Below are 21,750 nucleotides of genomic sequence, written 5' to 3'. Positions count from 1 at the left end.
TTCGCGAGCAAGCCCGCTCCCACAGGGTTATGGGTTGTCACACCCAATGATGGCCATTCAGTTTCAATTAAGTTCGAGTCGCTAAGGTGCTGCCCAACGGAAAAATATAAGAGTTTCGGAGACACCCATGAAAATCCTCGCTGCCCTGTTCATCTCACTCCTCGTGTTCGGCCTGACCGCCAATCTCGGCCACACTCGGGACTTGCGCTCCGACGAAGCCCGAAACCTGATCGACGCTGGTACCATTGTGCCGATCGAGCAGGTCGAGGCCGTCGCCATGGCCAGGCATCCGGGTTCGAAAATCATCGACGTCGAATTGAAAAAAAAGTACGGCATTTACCTCTACCGGATTGAGCTGAACGACCCGCAAGGCGTGGAGTGGGAGCTGGAACTGGACGCAACTGACGGACTGTTGCGCAAGGATCATCAGGACACTTAATGAAATCGTTTTTGCCACATTCATCCGCGCGCGCCGTGAGCCACCTGGCCCTGGCCCTTGTTGCGTTCTGCTCGGTCACACTGGCCCGCGACCTCGATCAGGACGAAGCCCTGCGCCTGCGTCAGCAAGGCGTGATCCTGCCGCTTGAGCAACTGTTGAAGCAGGCAATGAACCGCTATCCCGGGTCGAAGCTGCTGGAAGCCGAGCTCGAAGAGAAACGCGGCATCTACATGTATGAAGTCGAGTTGCTGACCACCGAAGGCGTGGTCCGTGAGCTGGACGTCGACGCCACCACTGGCCAGTTACTGAAAGACAAGGAAGATTGACCGATGCGTTTGCTCCTGGTGGAAGACCACGTGCCCCTGGCCGACGAACTGCTGGCCGGCCTCACCCGCCAGGGTTACGCCGTGGACTGGCTGGCCGACGGCCGTGACGCGGTGTATCAGGGCAGCAGCGAACCCTATGACCTGATCATCCTCGACCTGGGTTTGCCGGGTTTGCCGGGGCTCGACGTGTTGGCGCAATGGCGCGCGGGCGGGCTGGCCACGCCGGTGCTGATCCTGACCGCACGCGGTTCCTGGGCCGAACGGATCGAAGGCCTCAAGGCGGGCGCCGACGATTACCTGACCAAACCCTTCCATCCTGAAGAACTGCACTTGCGCATCCAGGCGCTGTTGCGCCGCTCCCATGGCCAGGTCAATCAACCGACACTTCAGTCGGCGGGATTGCACCTGGACGAGGGCCGCCAATGCGTGACTCGCGACGGCGCGGACATCCAACTCACCGCCGCAGAATTCCGCCTGCTGCGTTATTTCATGTTGCACCCCGAGCAGATCCTCTCCAAAAGCCACCTCGCCGAACACCTCTATGACGGTGAAACCGAGCGTGACTCCAACGTGCTGGAAGTCCACGTCAATCACCTGCGGCGCAAACTCGGGCGCAGCGTGATCGAAACCCGTCGCGGCCAGGGTTATCTGTTTGGCGGTCAAGCGCAGTGAGGTCGATCCAGCGCCGCTTGAGCCTGGGGCTGATCAGCGTGATGGTGATCGTCGGCCTGGTGCTGGCGCAAACCAGCCTGTGGCTGTTCGAAGTGGGTTTGCAGCGCTACCTCGAGGCGGGGCTGCGCAACGACAGCGAAAGCTTGTTGGTGGCGTTGGTGCGTGGGCCGCAGGGCTTGCAGCTGGATGAGCGGCACCTGTCGCCGGCCTATCAACGACCGTTTTCCGGCCATTACTTCCGCATCGATTTTGCCGACAGCCATTGGCGCTCGCGTTCTCTGTGGGATCAAGAGCTGCCACGCCTCGACCATCCCGGCCTGCACAGCAACCTGCAACTGGGGCCGGAAGGCCAGCAATTGCTGATCTTGCGTTCGGACTATCGCCGTTTGGGCCAGTCGATTTCCATCAGCGTCGCCCAGGACTACACCCCGGTGCGCGACAGTTTCAAGCGCATGCAGCAAGTCGGTCTGGGCCTGGGGCTGGCGGGGTTATTGCTGATTCTGCTGTTGCAGCGGATCACCGTGCGCCGCGCCTTGCGCCCATTGGAAAGGGCCCGCGAGCAGATCGCCCAGTTGCAGCAGGGGCAGCGTTCGCAACTGGATGACCGGGTGCCGGTGGAACTTGAACCGCTGGTGGCGCAGATCAACCATTTGCTGGCGCACACTGAAGACAGCCTCAAGCGTTCGCGCAATGCCTTGGGCAACCTCGGGCATGCCTTGAAAACCCCGCTGGCCGTGTTATTGAGCCTGGCCTCCAGCGAAAAACTCGATGCCCATCCCGAGCTGCGCAAGATTCTCAAGGCGCAACTGGAGCAGGTTCAGCAGCGACTCAACCGTGAGCTCAACCGCGCCCGGCTGTCCGGCGATGCGCTGCCGGGGGCGCTGTTTGATTGCGATGCGGAACTGCCGGGATTGCTCGCCACGTTGAACATGATCCACGGCGAACACCTTGAACTGAGCTATCGCGCACCGGCCGGTTTGCAGTTGCCGTGGGATCGTGAAGATTTGCTGGAACTGCTGGGCAACCTGCTGGACAACGCCTGTAAGTGGGCGGATGCCGAGGTGCGGTTGAGCGTGGTCGAGACGGCTGAAGGATTTCAGTTGAGTGTGGAAGATGATGGGCCGGGGATTCCCGAGGACCAGCGTGTTCAGGTGTTCAGCCGGGGTACGCGGCTGGATGAACAGACGGATGGGCATGGGTTGGGACTGGGGATTGTGCGCGACATCGTCGACACCTGGGGCGGGGTGTTGCGGCTGGAGGAGAGCCAGTGGGGCGGGTTGAGCGTTGTCATCGAACTCCCCAAACACTGACACCGTTCTGCAGCCAACCGAGTAACCTGTGGGAGCGGGCTTGCTCGCGAAAACGGTGTGTCAGGCAGCAGAGATGTCGACTGATACACCGCTTTCGCGAGCAAGCCCGCTCCCACATTGGATCTTCAGTGGATGTTCAATCGGGTTAAACGCGAAACTGATCCATCAAACTCTGCTGCTGATTCGCCAGGCTATTCACCGACTGGCTCACCCGCGCCGACTCGTTCGCCTGCCCCCTCGCCACATCACATGTCGTTACACATCCATAAGCCCCAGTCGCTTTGACACCGGCCCCACTCTGCGGCACAGTGCGCGCCCTCTAATAAAACCCATTCCCTGATCCGCTGGCGGCTCTTCGCAGACTGCCGGCCGGACTCATTTCGCTTGCCTTGAGGTAACGATGATTAATGCTGTAATTGCCGCGGTCGGCGTCATGCTGGTGCTCAGCCTGTCCCGCGTGCACGTTGTGATCGCGCTGATTATCGGCGCGCTGGTGGGTGGCCTCACCGGCGGCCTGGGCATCGACGCCACCCTGAAAGCGTTCAATAGCGGTCTCGGCGGCGGGGCGACGGTGGCGTTGTCTTATGCCTTGCTCGGCGCGTTCGCGGTGGCGATTGCCAAGTCCGGCCTGGCCCATGCGCTGGCTGACAAGGCCCTGGCCATGGTCGATCGCCAGCACGCCAACGGTGGCGGTTCGGTCAAGTGGCTGTTGATCGGTTTGCTGTGGGTGGTGGCCATCGCTTCACAGAATATTCTGCCGATCCATATCGCGTTTATTCCGTTGCTGGTGCCGCCGCTGTTGTATGTGCTGACCAAGCTGCAACTGGATAGACGGTTGATCGCCTGCGTCATGACCTTCGGCCTGATCACGCCGTACATGTTCCTGCCGGTGGGTTTCGGCAACATCTTCCTGAATGAAATCCTGCTGGCCAACGTGGCCCGCAGCGGCGTTGATATCAGCGGCATCAACGTCACCCATGCCATGGGCATTCCGGCGCTGGGCATGGTAGTGGGTCTGGCGGCAGCGTTTATCAGTTACCGCAAGAAACGCGTCTACGACCTGGAAAAGATCGAGCAGGTCGAGCAGGTCGCGGTGCAGTACAACCCGCTGAGCCTGATGGTCGCGGGTGCGGCCATTGCGGCGGCGTTCATCATTCAGCTGCTGCTGGACTCGATGATTATGGGTGCGCTGGCAGGCTTTTTGATCTTCTCGGTATCGGGCATCGTGAAGTGGCGCGACACCGACGACCTGTTCACCGAAGGCATGAAGATGATGGCAATGATCGGCTTCATCATGATCGCCGCCTCGGGGTTTGCCGAAGTGATGAAAGCCACCGGCCAGGTGCAGACGCTGGTTGAAGCGTCGGCGTCGTGGATCGGTCATAGCAAAGGCATCGGAGCACTGTTGATGCTGCTGGTCGGCCTGCTGGTGACCATGGGCATCGGCTCGTCGTTTTCCACCGTGCCGATTCTGGCGGCGATTTTTGTGCCGTTGTGCGTGCAGCTGGGTTTCAGCCCGATTGCCATCGTGTGCATCGTCGGCACCGCCGGTGCGCTGGGCGATGCGGGTTCGCCGGCTTCGGACTCGACCCTCGGCCCGACTTCCGGCCTGAACATCGACGGCCAGCATCACCACATCTGGGACACCGTGGTCCCGACCTTCCTGCACTACAACCTGCCGCTGCTGGCGTTCGGCTGGGTGGCAGCGATGGTGTTGTAAGCACTTTCCCCTGTGGGAACGAGCTTGTGTGGCGAGGGGATTTATCCCCGCTGGGCTGCGAAGCGGCCCCAAAAGCTTTACGACTGCTTCGCAGCCGAACGGGGATAAATCCCCTCGCCACAAAAGCCCGCTCCCACAGGGGATCGGTGTGACGCTGGCTCAACTTTTGGTTTTGCGTGCCGTTAGAGTCTTTAACCACAACAATAAAATCAAAAAGAGTGAACCGTCATGCGCATGAGCCTGAAGGCTAAAGTCCTGTCCCTTGCCGTTCTCCCGGTGCTGCTCTTTGCGCTGGTCATCAGCCTGACCACGTTGTTCGTTCTGCAGGAGCAGGCCCGCAAGGAAGTCGAGGAGACGCGTCAGCGTCTGCTCAGCGATGCCAAGGCCACCCTGCAAAGTTATGTGGCCGTGGCCATGACCGCGATCAAACCGCTCTACGATGCCGCTACCCCGGGTGAGGACGCCGCGCGAGCGCAGGTGATCAAATTGCTGTCGAGCATCAGCTACGGCAAGGACGGCTACTTCTTCGGCTACGACTCCAACACCGTGCGCCTGTTCAAGGCCAACAGCCCCGAAGGCGTGGGCCAGAGCTTCAAGGACAACCGTGATCCGAACGGCGTCTACGTCAATCGCGACCTGGTGAAAGTCGCCAAGGACGGCACGCATTACCTGCAATACAGCTCGCCATTGCCCGGCAATACCAAGGTGCTGGTGCCGAAACTCGGCTACACCGAATACCTGCCGAAGTGGGACATGGCCGTCGGCACCTCGGTCAACCTCGACGGTATCGAAGCGCAGGTGGCGGTGGTCGAGGCCAAGGTTCAGGAGCGCATGGAAGGCGTGTTGCTGAGCATCATCGGCATCGCCGCCGTTGTGCTGCTGGTGATCGCTGCAGCCGGCATGTTGCTGGCCAACACCATCCTGCGTCCGCTGAACCTGATGAAAGCCAACCTCGATGACATCGCGGCGGGCGAGGGCGACCTGACCCGGCGCCTGAGCATCACCAGCCAGGACGAGCTCGGCCAGCTCGCCGGTTCGTTCAACCGTTTTGTCGACAAGATCCACGGTTTGGTGCGCCAGATCACTGAAATGACCTCACAGCTGACCGGGCTGGTGAATCAGGTGTCCGATCATGCCCAGCGCTCTGATAAGGCGATGGAGCGTCAGCGTCACGAGACCGACCAGGTCGCCACGGCGATCAACCAGATGTCGGCAGCCGCTCAAGAAGTGGCCAAAAGTGCGCAAAACGCCGCCGTCGCCGCCCAGCAGACTGACGAAGAAGGCCAGACCGCCAAGCGTGTAGTGGCCGGCAGCATCGTGAAGATTCATGCATTGGTGGACGATATTCGTAGCAGCGGCGTGTCCCTCGACAGCCTGCAAAAAGACGTGTCGTCGATTGTCAGCGTGCTCGGGGTGATCCGTTCGATTGCCGAACAGACCAACCTATTGGCGCTCAACGCCGCGATCGAAGCGGCCCGTGCCGGTGAGGCCGGTCGTGGTTTTGCGGTGGTGGCCGACGAAGTACGGGCGCTGGCCAGTCGCACGCAAATCAGCACCCAGGAAATCCAGGGCATGATCGATCGCCTGCAGGCCGGTACGCAATCGGCGGTGGAAGCGATGCGCCGTTCCAGCGACGCTGGCGACGGCACGTCCGCGCAGGCCAACGAGGCGGGCGCATCACTCGACACCATGGCCCAACTGATCGGCACCATCAACTCGATGAACGCGCAGATCGCCAGCGCCGCCGAGGAGCAGACCGCCGTGGCCGAAGAGATCAACCGCAGCGTGCATCAGATTGCGGTGGCGGTGGACAACGTGGCCGACGAAACCCAACTCGGCGCCCAGACGTCCCGCAGCCTGGCCGATCTCGGTCAGCGTTTGGGCAATCTGGTCGGACAGTTCCGTATCTGATTGATGATGCCATTGTGGCGAGCGAGCTTGGCTCCGGGCGGCGATCCGACGCTGGGCTGCGCAGCGGCCCTAAAAATCTGTGAGCGCTGCGCACTCAAGCGGGAGCTACGTGGCAGGCCTGACGCGATCCCCTGTAGGAGCTGCCGCAGGCTGCGATCTTTTGATCTTGCTTTTGAAAAATCAAAAGATCGCAGCCTGCGGCAGCTCCTACACTGGTGATACGGTGCGCATCCGTCGCGCCTGACGACCACAACAATGGAGTCAGACTCATGATCGACAGTGAAAGTAAATGCGATTGCCCGAAATGCTCATGCAAACTGGGCGAGCATCCGATTGCACGCCACGGCAAGCACTACTGCTGCGAAGCTTGCGCCAAGCACCACGAACATGGTGAAGAATGCGCAGGCAAAGGCTGCAAGTGCGCCCAACGCTGACTGTAGGAGCGAGCTTGCTCGCGATGGACGTTAACGATAACGCGTGTTTTCTGATTAAACGCGCCGCTCATGAGTTCATCGCGAGCAAGCTCGCTCCTACAGAAATCGTCGTTAACTCGCTGGCCGCCACGTGACGTTTTCCACACCGAATTTCTCCGCCATCGGTTTACTCGTTTTCTGCACCTTTTCCCGGCCAAAGCGCGGGATCCGACCCACGCCGGCGTCACAGCTTGCCCAATGCCAGGCCTCCGCATTATCCATCTTGTCCAGACGGATAATGAAAGACTTGGGGGCGCCATGAAGGGTGTACTCAATGACGAAAAGTTTTGCGTTGTTCATAAAACCCGTATTCCTCCTTGTGGTAATAGAAGGATCGTTGGGGCTGCGGAAAATTCATTCGGATTGCCAGACGGCCGCCGCCAGTGGCGGCAAGGCTGGCGGCTGGTTACCATGCATTTTCTGAAGATCCCCAATGATTGCTGCCCATGGCCCTAGCCGCCCCCCCCGACCTGAGTGACACCGATGTGCCCGTGCAACCGCTGGCGCGCACCTACCCGCGCGGGTTGTATATCGAGCCTCACGAGCATGTCTGGGGCCAGTTGCTGTATGCAATGAGCGGGGTGATGTGGGTCGAAACGCCCCATGAGGCGTTGGTGGTGCCGCCGCAACGGGCGGTGTGGCTGCCGCCGGGCGTGCCTCACGGCATTCGCGTGGTCTCGGACCTGCAAATGCGCAACATTTACCTGCGGCCCTCGTTGGCAGCGACGCTGGACGCCACGGTCCAGGTGATCGAAGTGGGCGGGTTGCTGCGTGAGCTGATCGTCGGGCTGGTGGAGCAGGGTGACGACGATGGCGCACCGGAGTATTACGAGGCGCTGGTGGGACTGGCGCTGCTTGAACTCAAACGTGCCCGGCGCTCGCTGCTGAAAATCCCCTTGCCGGACGATTCCGACCGGCGCCTGATGAACCTGTGTCAGGCGGTCATGGCCGCGCCGTCGCTGGACATTCCCTTCGAACAACACGCCGAAAACGCCGGAGCCAGCGTGCGCACCCTGGCGCGACTGTTCAAGGACGGTCTGGGCATGGGCTTCGCCGAGTGGCGACGCCAGGTGCAACTGGCGACGGCGGCGGCCGGGTTGATTCAGGGCGTGGCCGTCAGCACGATTGCCCGGGAACTGGGCTATTCGCCGAGCAGCTTCAGCGACATGTTCCGTCGGGAACTGGGTGTCGCGCCTTCGAAGTTCTGCACGACCCTGTAGGAGCGAGCTTGCTCGCGATGGCTTATGGAGCGCTGCGTTTACCCAGGAAGCATGCGTTATCGTTAACGTCCATCGCGAGCAAGCTCGCTCCTACAGGGATTCAGGATATTCAGGTGCTTTGGCCGAAATTCAGAAGCACTTGGCCGATGCTCTCGGCTACCGGACTCTAGACTTCAGGCATCCCTCAATTGCCCACGGAGTCCGCCATGAGCTACCTCATCTCGCTGGTCATCGGTCTGGGCGTCGGTTTGCTCTACGGCGCATTGGATTTTCGTTCCCCCGCACCCCCGGCCATCGCGCTGGTGGGCCTGCTGGGCATGCTCGCCGGTGAAAAATTGTGGCCGATGGGCCGACAACTGGTGACTGGCTGGATCTCCTGAATACTCTCCCCTCTGTTCGATGGACACTCCCATGAAAGCATTGCAGTTCGATAAAACCGGCGACCTCTCGGCCCTGCGCTATGTCGAGGTGCCGACCCCCGTTCCCGGCGCCAATGAAGTGCTGGTGCAGATCAAGGCCGCCGGCCTCAATCCCAGCGATGTGAAGAACGTGCTGGGGCGTTTTCCCTACACCACGTTGCCGCGAATTCCCGGTCGTGATTTCGCCGGCGTCGTGGTTGAAGGCCCGCAGGCATTGATCGGTCAGGACGTCTGGGGCACCGGTCGCGAGCTGGGCTTTTTCGCCGACGGCTCCCATGCACAATTCGTCAAATTGCCGGCCAACGGCGTGGCGCTCAAGCCGACTCACCTGAGTTTTTCCCAGGCCGCCAGCCTCGGCGTGCCTTACACCACGGCGTGGGATGCACTGGAACGCAGCCTGGTGACGGCGCAGACGCGGTTGCTGGTGATCGGCGGCGGAGCGGTCGGCAGTGCGGCGCTGGCACTGGCCAAGGTGCGTGGCGCTCAGGTGCTGGCGGCGGCGCGGCGGCCGGAGCAGGTGAAGGATCTGCAGGCTCAGGGCTATCAGACGCTGCAACTGGATAAACCCGAGGATCTGGGCGCACAGGTGAACGCGGTTTATGCCGGCGGTGCCGACGTGATTTTCGACACCACCGGGTTCTGGCTGCCGGCCTCGGTCGCCGCGTTGGCTGCGTTCGGCCGCATCGCGATCATCGCCGCGCCGGTGGATGGCCTGGTGCAATTGCCGGCCTTGGCGTTGTATCGCAAGGGCGGTTCGGTGGTGGGGATCAACTCGTTGCTGTACGGCGTGCAGGCGTGCGCGGCGATGCTCGACCAGTTCGGCCGGTTCTTCGATCAGGACCTGTTGCCGTTGCCCGAAGGATTGTTTGAATCGCCATTGGCCGAAGGGCTGGAGCGCTATGCCGAGGTGAATCAGGGCAGTGGCGACAAGGTGATTTTACTGCCGTAACCCAATCAATGTGGGAGCGGGCTTGCTCGCGAAGGCGGCGTATCAGTCGACATCTCTGTTGCCTGACACTCCGCCTTCGCGAGCAAGCCCGCTCCCACATTGGCTCGGTGTCATGCCCGATTCACCGCATTCTCTGCAGTCGCTGTAGACTCATCTGCACCGACTTCACAAGGTGCACCCCATGAGCGAGCCGATCCGTCTGACCCAGTACAGCCACGGTGCAGGTTGTGGCTGCAAGATTTCCCCTCAGGTGCTGGAAGTGATTCTGGCCGGCAGCGGGGCGCAGAACCTTGACCCCAGACTCTGGGTCGGCAATGCCTCGCGCGATGACGCGGCGGTGTACTCGATCGACAAAGAGCGTGGCGTGGTCTCGACCACCGATTTCTTTATGCCGATCGTCGACGACCCGTTCGATTTCGGCCGCATCGCCGCCACCAATGCCATCAGCGACATCTACGCCATGGGCGGCGATCCGTTGATGGCCATCGCGATCCTCGGCTGGCCGGTGAATGTGCTGGCGCCGGAGATTGCCCGGGAAGTGATTCGCGGCGGGCGGTCGGTGTGCGATGAAGCCGGAATTCCGTTGGCGGGTGGGCACTCCATCGACGCGCCGGAGCCGATCTTCGGCCTCGCCGTCACCGGGCTGGTGGAAAAGCGCCACATGAAGCGCAACGACACGGCCACCGCCGGTTGCCTGCTCTATCTCACCAAACCGTTGGGCATCGGCATCCTCACCACCGCCGAGAAAAAGGGCAAGTTGCGCCATGCCGACATCGGCCTGGCCCGCGACTGGATGTGCACCCTGAACAAACCCGGCAGCCGCTTCGGCAAGCTCGACGGCGTGACCGCGATGACCGATGTCACCGGTTTTGGTCTGCTCGGGCACCTGGTGGAAATGGCCGACGGCAGCAATGTGACGGCGCGCATCGAATACAACCGTGTGCCGCGCCTGCCGGGCGTCGAGTATTACCTTGACCAGGGTTGCGTGCCGGGCGGAACGCTGCGCAATTTTGACAGCTACGCCAGCAAGCTCGGGCGGCTACAGGAAATGCACAAACGCGTGCTCTGCGATCCGCAAACCAGTGGTGGTCTGCTGGTGGCGGTCACTCCCGAGGGCAACGAACAATTCCTCGGCGTCGCCGCCGAACTGGGCCTGACCCTTGCGCCGATCGGTGAACTGTTCGAGCGACAGACGAATGCGGTCGAGGTGTTTTGATGGCCATCGCCTTCACCGATTACCGCGACATTTTCCTCAATGACCGGCCGATGATGGATGCCCGCGCGCCGGTCGAATTCATCAAGGGTTCCTTCCCCGGTGTGACCAATCTGCCGCTGATGAACGACAACGAGCGGCAACGGGTCGGCACCTGCTACAAGCAACATGGCCAGCAGGCGGCCATTGCGTTGGGGCATCAGTTGGTGTCTGGCGAGATCAAGGCCGGGCGTATTCAGGCCTGGGCCGATTTTGCCCGGGCTCATCCCGAAGGTCTTTTGTATTGTTTTCGCGGTGGCTTACGTTCGCAGATCGTTCAGCAATGGCTCAAGAGTGAGGCGGGTATCGACTATCCGCGAGTCGGCGGCGGCTACAAGGCCATGCGTAGCTTCCTGTTGGGGACGATCGATCAGGCAGTGGCTCAATGTGATTTTGTCCTGCTGGGCGGCATGACCGGCACCGGCAAGACCGAAGTGCTCACGCAACTGCGCAACGGCCTGGACCTTGAAGGCCACGCCAACCATCGCGGCTCCAGTTTCGGCAAGCACGCCACGGGCCAGCCGTCCAACATCGATTTCGAAAACCGCCTGGCCGTGGACGTGCTGAAGAAGCGCAGCCGCGGTATCGAGCAGTTTGTGCTGGAAGACGAAAGTCGCGCGATCGGCAGTTGCGCGCTGCCGTTGCCGCTGTACCAGGGCATGCAGCAATTTCCGATGGTCTGGCTGGAAGACAGCCTTGAAGGACGGGTCGAACGCATCCTGCGTGATTACATCGTGGACTTGTGTGCCGAGTTCATCGGCGTGCATGGCGATGAAGGTTTCGGACTGTTTTCCGAGCGCTTGCTGGCGAGCCTGAACAACGTTCAGAAGCGCCTGGGCGGCGAGCGTCATCGGCGTATGTTGATCCTGATGGAGGATGCGCTGGCGGAGCAGGCGCGCAGCGGGGCGGTGGATTTGCACCGGGGCTGGATTGAAGGGTTGCTGCGTGAGTATTACGACCCGATGTATGCGTTTCAGCGGGAGAAGAAGGGTTCGCGGATCGAGTTTGCCGGGGAGCGGGGGGCGGTTATCGAGTACCTGCGGGAGCGGGGCAGTCTGCGAGGGTGATGGTGTATCTGCCGGCCTCTTCGCGAGCAAGCCCGCTCCCACATTGGATCTCTGTCTGACACAAAATTTATGTCCACTGAAGATCCAATGTGGGAGCGGGCTTGCTCGCGAAGAGGCCCTGACAGACGCTACAAAACTTAAACCATCCCCCCTCAAGTCGGACAGGTCACCCGACCGTTATCCAGCCCTTGCTTGTAACTGTGGCTTTGCAAACTGGCCTTACCGTTGTGCCACGTCAGGGTCAGCACGAACAGCGAGTCGTAGTCGCTGGACTCCCAGTCTCCAGTGATCTTCTGTTTCTTGCCGACGGCTTCACCGGCGACCTTGTTGATCAACTCGGGCAGGTAGCCGTGGGACCAGGCGGTGTAGATCACCGAGTTGTGGTACTTGTCGTGGAGCAGCTCATCGGCCAGGTCGCTGGTGTCGTTGGCCGAGAAGTTGATGTTGACCGGCAAACCGAGCTTGATCGCGCTGGGGCTGATGGTCATCAGGGGGCGAATGTAGCTGTAGGAATTGTCCAGTTCGCCTTCCTCGACATTGCGCGTCGGGTTGGCCGCAAACACGTAATTGGCCTTGCCGAATTTTTCCGGGAGCAAGGTCGCCAGATCGATGGCGCGGTTCAGGCCCTGGCAATTGAGCTGGCCCAGACCGCCGGCAGGTTTCTCGGCGTGGCGCAGGAAAACCAGGGTCTGGGTGCCGTCAACCGGTTGGGCGCGGCTTTCGCTGGATTCCAGCGACAGCAAGAGCGCGCTGGCCGCCAACAGGGAAGGCAGCACGACATACGCGCGATGCTTGAAACGTTGGACGAATTTCAGAAAGTTCATCATGGCATTAGGGAGTCTTCAGCGCATTCGGTTAAGGCTGACAAACCTTTACACCCCGCGCTCCCAGCGTCGGGTGTTTTCCATGTCGTTGAGCCGGTCCGTTTCCGAAAGGGCAACACTCAGAGTCCACTGAAGCCCGTTTGGTTCGATTCCGGCGAAGTACGCAGCCATATACCGACAACCTTGAACGGGTTGGAACAGAGGTTATCGACAGGATGTTGCGGATTTATGGACACGGTACACGGGGCGGGCACGGAGAAGGCTGCAATGCATCGATCTTGCTAATCATCAATATCGATACGCCGGACATCGCACCCTTCGGCTGCTCACACTATGATCGTCTCCCTCAATCTCTTGTTGGATCCTTGCGATGACTGATCTGTCTGCGTTCCCCATCACCCGCAAATGGCCGGCCCGATACCCGGAGTGGATTCAGCTCTACTCCTTGCCGACCCCCAACGGCGTCAAGGTGTCGATCATGCTCGAAGAGATCGGGCTGCCCTACGAACCGCATCGTGTGGGCTTCGACACCCACGACCAGCTGTCTCCCGAGTTTCTTTCGCTGAACCCCAACAACAAGATCCCGGCGATCCTCGACCCCCACGGTCCGGACGACAAGCCGCTGCCGTTGTTCGAATCCGGGGCGATTCTGATCTACCTCGCGGACAAGAGCGGGCAATTGCTGGCCCAGGAATCGGCGGCACGTTACGAGACGATCCAGTGGCTGATGTTCCAGATGGGGGGTATCGGGCCCATGTTCGGCCAGGTCGGTTTTTTCAACAAATTCGGTGGCAAGGATTACGAAGACAAACGGCCTCGGGAGCGCTACGTCGAGGAAAGCAGACGGTTGTTGAAAGTGCTCGATGGACGCCTCGAAGGGCGCGACTGGATCATGGGCGAGCGCTACACCATCGCCGACATCGCGACCTTCCCGTGGGTGCGCAACCTGATCGGCTTCTATGAGGCGGGCGATCTGGTGGGCATCAGCAACTTCAAGAACGTGACGCGGGTGCTGGAACGCTTCCTCGCACGGCCGGCGGTGATGCGCGGGCTGGAAATTCCCAAGTAGGACGTTTCGATTTCATCAGGACCAGCGCAGGCCATGCATTCATTCGATTTCAAGCAAGTAGACGTCTTCAGCCGCGTCGCGCTCAAGGGCAATCCGCTGGCCGTGGTGTTCGGCGCGGACGAGCTCAGCGATGAGCGCATGGCGGCGTTCGCCACGTGGACCAACCTCAGTGAAACCACGTTCATCCTTGAACCGCAGGATCCAAGGGCCGATTACCGGGTCAGGATTTTCACCACCCTGAAGGAGTTGCCGTTTGCCGGTCACCCGACGCTGGGCGCGTGTCATGCCTGGCTCGAAGCCGGTGGCGTGCCCAAGGGCGAGGAGATCATTCAGCAATGCGGCGTCGGCCTGGTGCGGGTTCGTCGACAAGGCGCGGAGCTGGCTTTTCTCGCACCGCCACTGCTCAAGACCGGGCCGGTAGAAGCCGATGTCATGGAGCGCGTACGGCGCGGGCTCAGGCTGGAACCGGGCGCCATTGTGCGGGCGCAGTGGGTTGATAACGGCGCGGGCTGGCTGGCGGTGATGGTCGAGGATCGCCAGCAGGTGCTGGACCTGCAACCGGATCACGCGCAGATGCTTGGCCTCGCGGTCGGCGTGATCGCGCCGTGGCATCCGGAGCGCGACGGCGAAGACGCACAGTTCGAAGTGCGCGCGTTCATCTCCGGCGACGGCATGCCGGAAGACCCCGCCACCGGCAGCCTGAATGCCGGGATTGCCCAATGGTTGCTCAGCGAAGGGCTGGCGCCGGCGTCCTACCTGGTCAGTCAGGGCCTGACCATGGGGCGCGCCGGGCGGATTCGGGTCGATCAGGTGGGCGATGAGATCTGGATCGGCGGTTCTGTAGTGACCTGCATCAACGGCGCGTTGACGCTGTAAACCTGTGGGAGCGGGCTTGCTCGCGAAGGCGTCCTGACATTCAGCATCTATGTCGACTGACACGGCCTCTTCGCGAGCAAGCCCGCTCCCACATTTTGAACTGTGTTGAATCAGTGAGCACCAAAAAACGGCCGTATCCCGTGATCCCGGAAATACCGCTCGATCACTTTCGGGTCCGAGCACGTCTCGGCAATTGCCACATAGGTATCCGGCCGCAACAGGTAAAACCCGTTACGGCCCAGGCCTGCCGATTCAAACGCCGGCCGCCAGTCAAACACATGCAGCGGCAAGTGATGTTCGTTGCACCAGGCGATCATTTCGTCGCTGGTGTCGCCGTACACATGCACCTGCCAGTTCGGGCACTTCAGCGGCCCGAAATTATCCCCTTCACCGTCGTGCGCCCAGGGCAGCCGGTCGCCGCCATGCACGTGACCGGCGACGCCCGTGCTCAACGGCATCCCGCGATAGTTGAGGGTGATCTGCGACACCGTGCGGAACAGGAACTCGCGGGAGGTTTCGAACGAAGCCATTTTCGGCAAGAGGAACGGCGCCAGACGAGTGCGCAGCAAATCCGCCAGGCGTCCTTCGGCGGTGACGAAACTGAACACCCGGTCGGTGGTGGCGACCAGTTTGCGGGCAAACGCGATGCGCTCGGTTTCATAGGTGTCGAGCAGATGCGCCGCGGCACCGCCGCTCAACACCGCCTCGAGTTTCCACGCGAGGTTGATGGCATCGCCAATCCCGGTGTTCATGCCCTGGCCGCCCGCGGGGCTGTGGACGTGGGCCGCGTCGCCCAATAGAAACGCGCGGCCGCGGCGAAAGTGATCGGCCACCCGATGATGCACGCGGTAGGTCGAGAACCAGTTCACCTGTTCGATCTGCACCTTCAGATTTTCGATCGCCCGGCTGCTGACGTCTTCAAACCGCAGGGTTTCCGCGTGCTCGGCGCGTTCGTCGCGCACCGTTCCGATCAGCCGCGCGCGACCTTCGCCGGCCAATGGAAACACCGCGAGAAAGTCCGCTTCATCGAGATCCACGTGCAGTTCACCATTGAACGTCGGCCCGCGGGCCTGCACGTCAGCCACGTAGAAAACCTGCTGGTAGGTGCCACCGGGAAATCCGGTGTCGAGGGTTTTGCGCACCCTCGAGCGGGCGCCGTCGCATCCGGCGAGGTAACAGGCCTGACAGGTTTCCGGTTGACCACCCGGCAAGCGCAGCCGTGCGGTGATGCCGTCGCCGGTTTCCTCGAAGCTCTCCAGCTCGGTGTTGCGCTCAACCCGGATGCCAAAGGCTTCCAGGCGCTCGATCAGCAACCGTTCGTGCTGGTCCTGAGGGAATATTTCGAGGAAAGCGTAGGGCGTCAGACCCTCGCCAACCCGGCTCAACGGCAAGCGCGCCACCGGTTCGCCCTTGACCCAGAAGTTGGCCGCCGCCACGCGATGTCCCTTCTGTATCACGGCCTCGTTGAGGTCGAGCTGACGATACAGTTCCAGCGTTCGTGCCTGCACGGCCAACGCCCGTGAGGTGCTGCCGGGTGCCGAGGTCTTGTCGAGAATTCGCACGCGGATCCCCAGTTTGCTTAGCCACAGCGCGAGCACCAACCCGGTGGGGCCAGCGCCGATGATCAGTACGTCGCTACGGTTCATGCGCCTGTCCTCCCCGGCGTTTGGCTCAAGTATGGTTCAGGCGAAGAGGGCCGTCAGACGGCCTGCCCAACGGAAAAAGGCCCTGTAGTAGCCGGCTTGCTGGCGATGAACGATAACGCGGTCATCTTGATGCACCTCGGTGCTCCCATCGCCAGCAAGCCGGCTCCCACAGTTCTATGCTTCTGTGGAGGGAACAGTGGGTGGTCGGCACAGTCATAGCCTGCGTCATGCGATTGATCGTATGGTTACCCCGGCCCAATGGATTTGATGGAGCAGCATGCAAGCCAATCGATTGATCACGAGCGTCGCGGCGCTGTTGGTGCTGGCCGGGTGCGGGACACAGCGCAGCCAGGAAGCCCCGGCCCGACCCCCCGCCGAGGTCAAGGCAGAGATCGTGCGCCTGCTGCCGGCCAAAACCGTGGACCGCCAAGGCTGGGCCACGGACATTTACGCCGCCTTTGCCGCGCAGGACATTTATCCCTCCACGCAAAACCTGTGTTCCGTGCTGGCGGTCACCGAGCAGGAGTCGACCTTTCAGGTTGATCCGTCGGTGCCGGGCCTGGGCAAGATCGCCCGGGATGAAATCGACCGGCGTGCCGCGAAGGCCCACATCCCCGGCCTGCTGGTGAGCGGGGCGTTGCAAGTGAGCTCGGGCAACGGCAAGAGCTACAGCGACCGGCTGAATGCCGCGCGCAGTGAAAAAGAACTCAGCGCGATCTTCGATGACTTCATCGGCATGGTGCCCATGGGGCGGACGCTGTTTGGCGGTTTCAACCCGGTGCACACCGGGGGCCCGATGCAGGTCAGCATCGACTTCGCCGAGCAGCAGGCACGGAGTTATCCCTACCCGCTGGACGGCACGATTCGGCATGAAGTGTTCAGCCGTCGCGGCGGCATGTATTTCGGCATCGCCCATTTGCTGGGCTATCCCGTGAGTTACAAACAGCCGCTGTACCGCTTCGCCGATTTCAACGCCGGTTGGTATGCGAGCCGCAATGCCGCGTTTCAGAACGCTGTGAGCCGTGCTTCAGGTATTCCGCTGGCGCTGGACGGCGATCTGGTGCGCTACGACTCGATCATGCCCGGCACCACGGAGCTGGCCGTGCGTACCCTCGGCAAGCGCCTGGACATGCGCAATCCGACCATCAGGGATCAGTTGGAGAAGGGCAAAAGCCTCGAGTTCGAGGACACCCGGTTGTATCAGCGGGTCTTCGAGCTGGCCGAACAGGCCGAAGGCCGTTCATTGCCGCGTGCGGTATTGCCGGGGATCGTACTGCAGAGCCCGAAAATCACCCGGAAACTCACGACGGCGTGGTTTGCCAAACGGGTTGATGAACGCTATCAGCGCTGCATGGCGCGGGCGGGGAAGTGACCGCTTTCAAAAAGGCGTAAAAAACCCGGCTGACGAATCTGATGCTGTTCACTTAAGCGCGGGCACCCATATTTGTGGCGAGGGGATTTATCCCCGTTGGTCGCGAAGCGGCCCAAGCGTCCGGCCAAACAGACTGAATTGTCCGGATTTGCGACTGCTTCGCAGCCGAACGGGGATAAATCCCCTCGCCACAAATATGGGTGCCCGCGCTTAAGTGAACAGCATTAGGCTGATGAGGCCGGGTTTTTTGTCGAGTCCTGCGGTAAAGCCATTCATTCATACTGCACGGCTTTCAATCAGACGATCCGAGCCGCCTTCAGCGACAAAGCGGTTGATCGGCGCTTCTGTACGGGTCGGCTGGCGTGTGCCTTTCAGATCACTTTCACCGCCCGCCCGATAAACTGAATCGGCCCGGTAGGCTTGCCGATTGGCGAGCCGTTGGGGTTTTCCAGGGTCATCTCGAACAGTTGGTCGGGTTCCAGCGGCGGCAGTTTATCCAGAGGCACCGACAGCGTTTGTCCCGGTTTGACCAACCCCAGCGACACCGGTCCTTGCCAGCCTTCGGCCTTGGTCCAGAACTCCAGCGCCTTGTCCTGCGGAACCTGCGCAACCCCCAACGGAATCAACTGGATTTCCCTGGGGTTGCTGGCCTGTATCACCCAGCCCGGCGCTTTGTCCTGAGGCGCGACCAGCACCACCAGATAAGTCGGTTTTACCGTGGTTTGCGTCAGCATCAACGCGCCGAGCAATAACGTGGTCGCCAGCCCCGCGCCGGCGAGCCCGCGCCACAGGGGCAGCAGATTCCACCAGGATGACGACTCAACCACTGGCGCTGCCGGTTGTCGGCTCAAGGCGTTGACGCTGCGCTCGATGCGCTGCCACAAATGGGGCGATGGGGTCTCGGGCTCGGCGAGGTCAGTCAGGCCCAGCAAGCGACGCTCCCAGTTGTCCACTGCCGTACGCAGTCCGGCATCTTCGTGCAGGCGTTGCTGAACCTCGGTGCGCCGTTCGGCCGACAGTGTGCCCAGCACATATTCGCTGGCCAGTTCGTCGAGTTCGTCCGGGGTTTCATCCGCAGGTCGGGTGGTCATCCCATGCACTCCCGCAATGCCGTCAGGCTCCGCTTGATCCAGGCTTTGACGGTGCCCAGCGGGGTGCCGAGTTTGTGTGAAATTTCAGCATGGGAATAACCGTCGACGTAGGCGTGCAGGATGCAGCTGCGTCGCACAGGTTCCAATTGCTCCAGGCACAGATGAATGCGTGACGAGTGAGCCTGGGCATCGAAGGTTTCAGCGTCATTCTGCACGTCGATATCGCCCTGAATTTCGCGGCTGTTGTCACGGATGAAGTTAAGCGCCAGGTGCCGGGTCACGCTGAACATCCAGCCGCGTGCCGTTCCTCGCGCCGGGTCGAAACCTGCGGCACCGGCCCAGATCTTGAGGAACGCATCGTGGACGATGTCTTCGGCCAGCGCGGTGTCGCGCACCAAACGCTTGGCAACGCCGAGCAGCCGCGGACTTTCCTGTACATACAAATCCCGCAGGGCCTGACGCTCGCCTCGGCCACAGGCGGCCATGCGACCTTCATAGTCGAAAAAGGGTTCGGGCAAGGACACTGATCTCAGCGTTAATAATGGGCGATAGCCCCGGGCCAGAGGGCCGGGGCATGTGCAGAGCAGCGTAGACCAGTTTCTGCAGCACCCCTTCAGTTGGCCGCCCAGAAAATGTAGTCCGCCTGATACTTCACCACTTCCTGCTTGCCCTTGTTGGCCGCCGTGCATTCCACGCTTGGGGCAACGCCACCCTTGAGGGCCACGCGCTGAATGTAACTGACGCCGCTCATCGCGCCTTTGCCCTCGGCCGGGTTGGCCTTGACCAGTTGATAAGGAAGATTGCCCGGGCTCGACGGTGCGACGGCCAGCTGGGTGCCGGTCACCTTGGAGCCATCCTTTGCTTGCCAGGTAGCCGGCGGGCCGAAGTAAGTGCCGACCTGTTTGCCGCTGCGATCATTGAGCACTGCTTTGGGCCCGACAAAGAACCATTCGGTCTGGCCGGCCGCGTTGGCCTTGTCACGGCACTCGTAGGTGATCTCGCCGACCCCGGTGGTTTCCATGGCGACCTTGTGTCCGTCCGGAACCTTGATGTTGTCGGGCAGACCGGTCTGGGCAAAGGCCGCAGGAACGGCGGCGAGCAAACCGGCAAGGCAAATCAGCTGTCTGGCGTTCATGACTATCTCTCCGTAAATGAGTAATTCGCTGCGCAGCAACAGGGCTGCTACAGGTACTACCCGTCGGAAAGCGGTTTGGATGCAGTGGCCAAAAAAATAATGAATGGCGGTGGCGTTCTCCCGACTCAACTTCGACGCCGAACTAACTTGCGCCACAACCAGACCCACAACATGAACAGCGGGAACGCCAGGATCAGGAACGGTAGCGCGTAGCTGATTTTTTCCAGCGCATCGGCGGCGCCGTCGGCCAGGTTGTCGAGCAAATTGCTGAACGCCTGACTCAGGTGCGACGAGCGACTGCTGGCGCCGGTCGGCAGGAACGACAGCGTGACCCGATTGGTCTCCAGACGCCGCTGGTGCCCGGCGGCAATCTGCGCCAGCGCTTGCAGATCGTTCTCGATTCCGGCCTGCTCCTTGTGCCTGGGGCAGCAACAGTTGCAGTTCGTGTTCATAGGCGAGCATGGCCCCGCCAGGCCCTTGTTCACCAGCTAGACTGGCTGATGACGAGTGGTCGCTCGGCAAGCAGGCACTTATCGCCAGGCAGGCCAGAATGTACCCGAAGGCGAAAACGGACTCCTGTAGGAGCGAGCTTGCTCGCGATGGACGCCAACGGTAACGCGAATTTTCTGGATGTACGCGTCGTCCTGAAATCCATCGCGAGCAAGCTCGCTCCTACAAATTCTCGCGCATCTAAGCTGCAGCGATCTGCCAAATGGCAGGGAACGTGACCTTTACCCACTCGTCTACTGACTATCTGTTCGTCTCGCCAGGAGCGCGATATGTATCAGCTATACGGACACCAGAACTCCGGCGCCGCCGCCGTTGAAGCCGCGCTGGAGCTCTGTGAGATTCCTTACCGCTTCATCGACGTCGAGCTATCCCCGGAGGCGGCCCACGCCCTGGAGAAACTCAACCCGCTCAAGCAGATTCCGACCTTGCAACTGCCTGACGGCAGCATTCTCACCGAAAGTGCGGCGATCCTGATTCATCTCGGGCTCACGTTTCCCAAGTCGAACCTGCTGCCGGATAACGCCGCCGAGCGCGATCAGGCTATCCGTGGTCTGGTGTACATTGTCAGCAATTGTTACGCGGCGATCGGCATCATCGATTACCCCGAACGTTGGTTAGTCGTGGCGGACAAGCACTCCAGAGACAACCTCAAGGCCGGCGCTCGTGAACGATTGCACTGGAGTTGGGAGGTGTTTGCCGATCAGTTCTCAGGCGAGTTGTATCTGGGCGATGAGCCGCCGGGTGCGCTGGATGTGCTGGCGGCGGTGATTACGCGATGGGCGGGCAGCCGGGAGCATTTGCGCAGCGCCCGGCCCGGGTTTTTCGCCTGGCTGGAGCGAATCGACCGGCACCCGACACTGGCACCGGTCTTTGCGCGGCATTGGCCATCCTGAGCACCGCTAATCAAATGTGGGAGCGGGCTTGCTCGCGAAAGCGGTGTGTCAGTCAATACACATCCCATCTGACCCACCGCTTTCGCGAGCAAGCCCGCTCCCACAGTAATTTTGCGGCGTTTTGGAGTTATTCCCCGCGGATGTACTGCTCCAACTGTTGAATCAGTTCAGCCTGTTCAGCGATGGCTTCCTTGACCAGGTCGCCGATCGACAGCAAACCGATCAGCTTGCCGTTCTCCACCACCGGCAGATGGCGCAGGCGTCTGTCGGACATGATGCCCAGGCAAGTATCGACGGTTTGATGGGTGTCCACGGTGATCACCGGGGACACCATGATGTCGCGCACCGGCGTGCCCACCGAAGAACGGCCATGCAGCACCAGTTTGCGCGCGTAATCACGTTCACTGATGATGCCCAGCACTTGGTCATCCTCTACCACCAGCAAGGCGCCAACGTTCTTCTCGGCCATCTTCATCAGTGCTTCCAGCACCATGTGATCGGGCTTGATCTGGTGCACTTCCTGGTTTTTCTGATCTTTCAACTTGAGCAGTTGGGCGACGGTTTTCATGATGGCAT

Annotated in this window: 23 protein-coding genes and 1 pseudogene; 16 read left to right on the top strand and 8 right to left on the bottom strand. The window is 61.1% G+C overall.

Going from position 1 to position 21,750, the window contains the following annotated elements:
* Positions 1-127 precede the first annotated feature (127 nt).
* From ACA073_RS17670 to ACA073_RS17640, 7 genes are all read left to right on the top strand, one after another.
* Complete coding sequence (locus ACA073_RS17670; RefSeq protein WP_497398177.1) at positions 128-439, top strand: PepSY domain-containing protein; 312 nt, start codon at positions 128-130, stop codon at positions 437-439.
* Entirely contained in the window at positions 439-765 is a 327-nt protein-coding gene (locus ACA073_RS17665; protein WP_497398175.1) for a PepSY domain-containing protein, read from the top strand. The genes ACA073_RS17670 and ACA073_RS17665 overlap by 1 nt, the downstream gene beginning before the upstream one ends.
* Before the next feature lie 3 nt (positions 766-768).
* Positions 769-1,437: a response regulator transcription factor gene (locus ACA073_RS17660; RefSeq protein WP_497398173.1), complete on the top strand. Its 669-nt coding sequence runs from the start codon at positions 769-771 to the stop codon at positions 1,435-1,437.
* The gene (locus tag ACA073_RS17655) at positions 1,434-2,747 is read left to right on the top strand and encodes a sensor histidine kinase (protein ID WP_497398171.1); all 1,314 of its coding nucleotides are present in this window, start codon (positions 1,434-1,436) and stop codon (positions 2,745-2,747) included. Before ACA073_RS17660 ends, ACA073_RS17655 begins: the two co-directional genes overlap by 4 nt.
* Before the next feature lie 403 nt (positions 2,748-3,150).
* Positions 3,151-4,467 (top strand): Na+/H+ antiporter family protein, encoded by a 1,317-nt coding sequence (locus tag ACA073_RS17650; RefSeq protein WP_497404138.1) that lies wholly within the window; start codon positions 3,151-3,153, stop codon positions 4,465-4,467.
* A gap of 228 nt (positions 4,468-4,695) precedes the next feature.
* Positions 4,696-6,378: a methyl-accepting chemotaxis protein CtpM gene (ctpM, locus tag ACA073_RS17645; RefSeq protein WP_497398169.1), complete on the top strand. Its 1,683-nt coding sequence runs from the start codon at positions 4,696-4,698 to the stop codon at positions 6,376-6,378.
* Between the two features lie 269 nt (positions 6,379-6,647).
* Entirely contained in the window at positions 6,648-6,812 is a 165-nt protein-coding gene (locus ACA073_RS17640; protein ID WP_497398167.1) for a metallothionein, read from the top strand.
* Between the two features lie 111 nt (positions 6,813-6,923).
* Here the strand turns inward: ACA073_RS17640 and ACA073_RS17635 are convergent, their stop codons facing one another.
* The gene (locus ACA073_RS17635) at positions 6,924-7,151 is read right to left on the bottom strand and encodes a DUF6555 family protein (RefSeq protein WP_046032745.1); all 228 of its coding nucleotides are present in this window, start codon (positions 7,149-7,151) and stop codon (positions 6,924-6,926) included.
* A gap of 146 nt (positions 7,152-7,297) precedes the next feature.
* On the opposite strand from ACA073_RS17635, the gene ACA073_RS17630 reads away from it, so the two are divergent.
* From ACA073_RS17630 to mnmH, 5 genes are all read left to right on the top strand, one after another.
* The gene (locus ACA073_RS17630; protein ID WP_497398164.1) at positions 7,298-8,071 is read left to right on the top strand and encodes an AraC family transcriptional regulator; all 774 of its coding nucleotides are present in this window, start codon (positions 7,298-7,300) and stop codon (positions 8,069-8,071) included.
* A 206-nt stretch (positions 8,072-8,277) separates the two neighbouring features.
* Entirely contained in the window at positions 8,278-8,451 is a 174-nt protein-coding gene (locus ACA073_RS17625) for a DUF1427 family protein (RefSeq protein ID WP_008035179.1), read from the top strand.
* A 31-nt stretch (positions 8,452-8,482) separates the two neighbouring features.
* Positions 8,483-9,439 (top strand): quinone oxidoreductase family protein, encoded by a 957-nt coding sequence (locus ACA073_RS17620; protein ID WP_497398162.1) that lies wholly within the window; start codon positions 8,483-8,485, stop codon positions 9,437-9,439.
* Positions 9,440-9,620: 181 nt separating this feature from the next.
* Positions 9,621-10,655 (top strand): selenide, water dikinase SelD, encoded by a 1,035-nt coding sequence (gene selD / locus ACA073_RS17615; protein WP_497398160.1) that lies wholly within the window; start codon positions 9,621-9,623, stop codon positions 10,653-10,655.
* Positions 10,655-11,758 carry a tRNA 2-selenouridine(34) synthase MnmH gene (gene mnmH, locus ACA073_RS17610; protein ID WP_497398158.1) on the top strand — a complete coding sequence of 368 codons (1,104 nt, stop codon included), beginning with the start codon at positions 10,655-10,657 and terminating at the stop codon, positions 11,756-11,758. The genes selD and mnmH overlap by 1 nt, the downstream gene beginning before the upstream one ends.
* A 152-nt stretch (positions 11,759-11,910) precedes the next feature.
* On the opposite strand, the gene ACA073_RS17605 is transcribed toward mnmH, so the two are convergent.
* Entirely contained in the window at positions 11,911-12,585 is a 675-nt protein-coding gene (locus ACA073_RS17605; protein WP_497398156.1) for a histidine phosphatase family protein, read from the bottom strand.
* Between the two features lie 367 nt (positions 12,586-12,952).
* Between ACA073_RS17605 and ACA073_RS17600 the strand changes: the two genes are divergently transcribed.
* Complete coding sequence (locus ACA073_RS17600) at positions 12,953-13,651, top strand: glutathione S-transferase family protein (RefSeq protein WP_497398154.1); 699 nt, start codon at positions 12,953-12,955, stop codon at positions 13,649-13,651.
* A gap of 33 nt (positions 13,652-13,684) precedes the next feature.
* The gene (locus ACA073_RS17595) at positions 13,685-14,527 is read left to right on the top strand and encodes a PhzF family phenazine biosynthesis protein (RefSeq protein ID WP_497398152.1); all 843 of its coding nucleotides are present in this window, start codon (positions 13,685-13,687) and stop codon (positions 14,525-14,527) included.
* Between the two features lie 110 nt (positions 14,528-14,637).
* Here the strand turns inward: ACA073_RS17595 and ACA073_RS17590 are convergent, their stop codons facing one another.
* Positions 14,638-16,173: an FAD-dependent oxidoreductase gene (locus ACA073_RS17590; protein WP_497398150.1), complete on the bottom strand. Its 1,536-nt coding sequence runs from the start codon at positions 16,171-16,173 to the stop codon at positions 14,638-14,640.
* 277 nt (positions 16,174-16,450) lie between these two features.
* On the opposite strand from ACA073_RS17590, the gene ACA073_RS17585 reads away from it, so the two are divergent.
* Positions 16,451-17,545 (top strand): DUF1615 domain-containing protein, encoded by a 1,095-nt coding sequence (locus ACA073_RS17585; RefSeq protein WP_497398148.1) that lies wholly within the window; start codon positions 16,451-16,453, stop codon positions 17,543-17,545.
* Positions 17,546-17,916: 371 nt separating this feature from the next.
* Here ACA073_RS17585 and ACA073_RS17580 read toward each other — a convergent pair whose 3' ends face one another.
* The 4 genes and pseudogenes from ACA073_RS17580 to ACA073_RS17565 all read right to left on the bottom strand — a co-directional run.
* Positions 17,917-18,636 carry an anti-sigma factor gene (locus ACA073_RS17580; protein ID WP_497398146.1) on the bottom strand — a complete coding sequence of 240 codons (720 nt, stop codon included), beginning with the start codon at positions 18,634-18,636 and terminating at the stop codon, positions 17,917-17,919.
* Positions 18,633-19,121 carry a sigma-70 family RNA polymerase sigma factor gene (locus ACA073_RS17575; RefSeq protein ID WP_497404136.1) on the bottom strand — a complete coding sequence of 163 codons (489 nt, stop codon included), beginning with the start codon at positions 19,119-19,121 and terminating at the stop codon, positions 18,633-18,635. The genes ACA073_RS17580 and ACA073_RS17575 overlap by 4 nt, the downstream gene beginning before the upstream one ends.
* A 128-nt stretch (positions 19,122-19,249) precedes the next feature.
* Positions 19,250-19,771: a DUF3455 domain-containing protein gene (locus tag ACA073_RS17570; RefSeq protein WP_497398144.1), complete on the bottom strand. Its 522-nt coding sequence runs from the start codon at positions 19,769-19,771 to the stop codon at positions 19,250-19,252.
* 125 nt (positions 19,772-19,896) lie between these two features.
* Positions 19,897-20,187, bottom strand: a pseudogene (locus tag ACA073_RS17565) (DUF4349 domain-containing protein); the annotation flags it as partial.
* A 363-nt stretch (positions 20,188-20,550) separates the two neighbouring features.
* Here ACA073_RS17565 and ACA073_RS17560 point away from each other — a divergent pair.
* Positions 20,551-21,174, top strand: a complete 624-nt coding sequence (locus tag ACA073_RS17560) for a glutathione S-transferase (RefSeq protein WP_497398142.1) — start codon at positions 20,551-20,553, stop codon at positions 21,172-21,174.
* A gap of 127 nt (positions 21,175-21,301) precedes the next feature.
* On the opposite strand, the gene ACA073_RS17555 is transcribed toward ACA073_RS17560, so the two are convergent.
* Positions 21,302-21,742: a CBS domain-containing protein gene (locus tag ACA073_RS17555; protein ID WP_497398140.1), complete on the bottom strand. Its 441-nt coding sequence runs from the start codon at positions 21,740-21,742 to the stop codon at positions 21,302-21,304.
* Between the last annotated feature and the right edge of the window lie 8 nt (positions 21,743-21,750).

The sequence above is a fragment of the Pseudomonas sp. LBUM1670 genome, from assembly GCF_059695695.1.
The sequence above is the reverse complement of the archived record's forward strand: the minus strand, read 5'-3'. Positions and strand labels throughout refer to the sequence as shown.

Excerpts from the sequence above, each read along its gene's own strand:
- ACA073_RS17630 (WP_497398164.1), top strand. The coding sequence starts at position 7,298 with ATGGCCCTAGCCGCCCCCCCCGACCTGAGTGACACCGATGTGCCCGTG.
- ACA073_RS17570 (WP_497398144.1), bottom strand. The coding sequence starts at position 19,771 with ATGAACGCCAGACAGCTGATTTGCCTTGCCGGTTTGCTCGCCGCCGTT.
- ACA073_RS17625 (WP_008035179.1), top strand. The coding sequence starts at position 8,278 with ATGAGCTACCTCATCTCGCTGGTCATCGGTCTGGGCGTCGGTTTGCTC.
- selD (WP_497398160.1), top strand. The coding sequence starts at position 9,621 with ATGAGCGAGCCGATCCGTCTGACCCAGTACAGCCACGGTGCAGGTTGT.
- ACA073_RS17635 (WP_046032745.1), bottom strand. The coding sequence starts at position 7,151 with ATGAACAACGCAAAACTTTTCGTCATTGAGTACACCCTTCATGGCGCC.
- ACA073_RS17585 (WP_497398148.1), top strand. The coding sequence starts at position 16,451 with ATGCAAGCCAATCGATTGATCACGAGCGTCGCGGCGCTGTTGGTGCTG.
- ctpM (WP_497398169.1), top strand. The coding sequence starts at position 4,696 with ATGCGCATGAGCCTGAAGGCTAAAGTCCTGTCCCTTGCCGTTCTCCCG.
- ACA073_RS17660 (WP_497398173.1), top strand. The coding sequence starts at position 769 with ATGCGTTTGCTCCTGGTGGAAGACCACGTGCCCCTGGCCGACGAACTG.
- ACA073_RS17595 (WP_497398152.1), top strand. The coding sequence starts at position 13,685 with ATGCATTCATTCGATTTCAAGCAAGTAGACGTCTTCAGCCGCGTCGCG.
- ACA073_RS17605 (WP_497398156.1), bottom strand. The coding sequence starts at position 12,585 with ATGATGAACTTTCTGAAATTCGTCCAACGTTTCAAGCATCGCGCGTAT.
- ACA073_RS17620 (WP_497398162.1), top strand. The coding sequence starts at position 8,483 with ATGAAAGCATTGCAGTTCGATAAAACCGGCGACCTCTCGGCCCTGCGC.
- ACA073_RS17580 (WP_497398146.1), bottom strand. The coding sequence starts at position 18,636 with ATGACCACCCGACCTGCGGATGAAACCCCGGACGAACTCGACGAACTG.
- ACA073_RS17670 (WP_497398177.1), top strand. The coding sequence starts at position 128 with ATGAAAATCCTCGCTGCCCTGTTCATCTCACTCCTCGTGTTCGGCCTG.
- mnmH (WP_497398158.1), top strand. The coding sequence starts at position 10,655 with ATGGCCATCGCCTTCACCGATTACCGCGACATTTTCCTCAATGACCGG.
- ACA073_RS17575 (WP_497404136.1), bottom strand. The coding sequence starts at position 19,121 with ATGGCCGCCTGTGGCCGAGGCGAGCGTCAGGCCCTGCGGGATTTGTAT.
- ACA073_RS17600 (WP_497398154.1), top strand. The coding sequence starts at position 12,953 with ATGACTGATCTGTCTGCGTTCCCCATCACCCGCAAATGGCCGGCCCGA.
- ACA073_RS17665 (WP_497398175.1), top strand. The coding sequence starts at position 439 with ATGAAATCGTTTTTGCCACATTCATCCGCGCGCGCCGTGAGCCACCTG.
- ACA073_RS17555 (WP_497398140.1), bottom strand. The coding sequence starts at position 21,742 with ATGAAAACCGTCGCCCAACTGCTCAAGTTGAAAGATCAGAAAAACCAG.
- ACA073_RS17640 (WP_497398167.1), top strand. The coding sequence starts at position 6,648 with ATGATCGACAGTGAAAGTAAATGCGATTGCCCGAAATGCTCATGCAAA.
- ACA073_RS17560 (WP_497398142.1), top strand. The coding sequence starts at position 20,551 with ATGTATCAGCTATACGGACACCAGAACTCCGGCGCCGCCGCCGTTGAA.
- ACA073_RS17590 (WP_497398150.1), bottom strand. The coding sequence starts at position 16,173 with ATGAACCGTAGCGACGTACTGATCATCGGCGCTGGCCCCACCGGGTTG.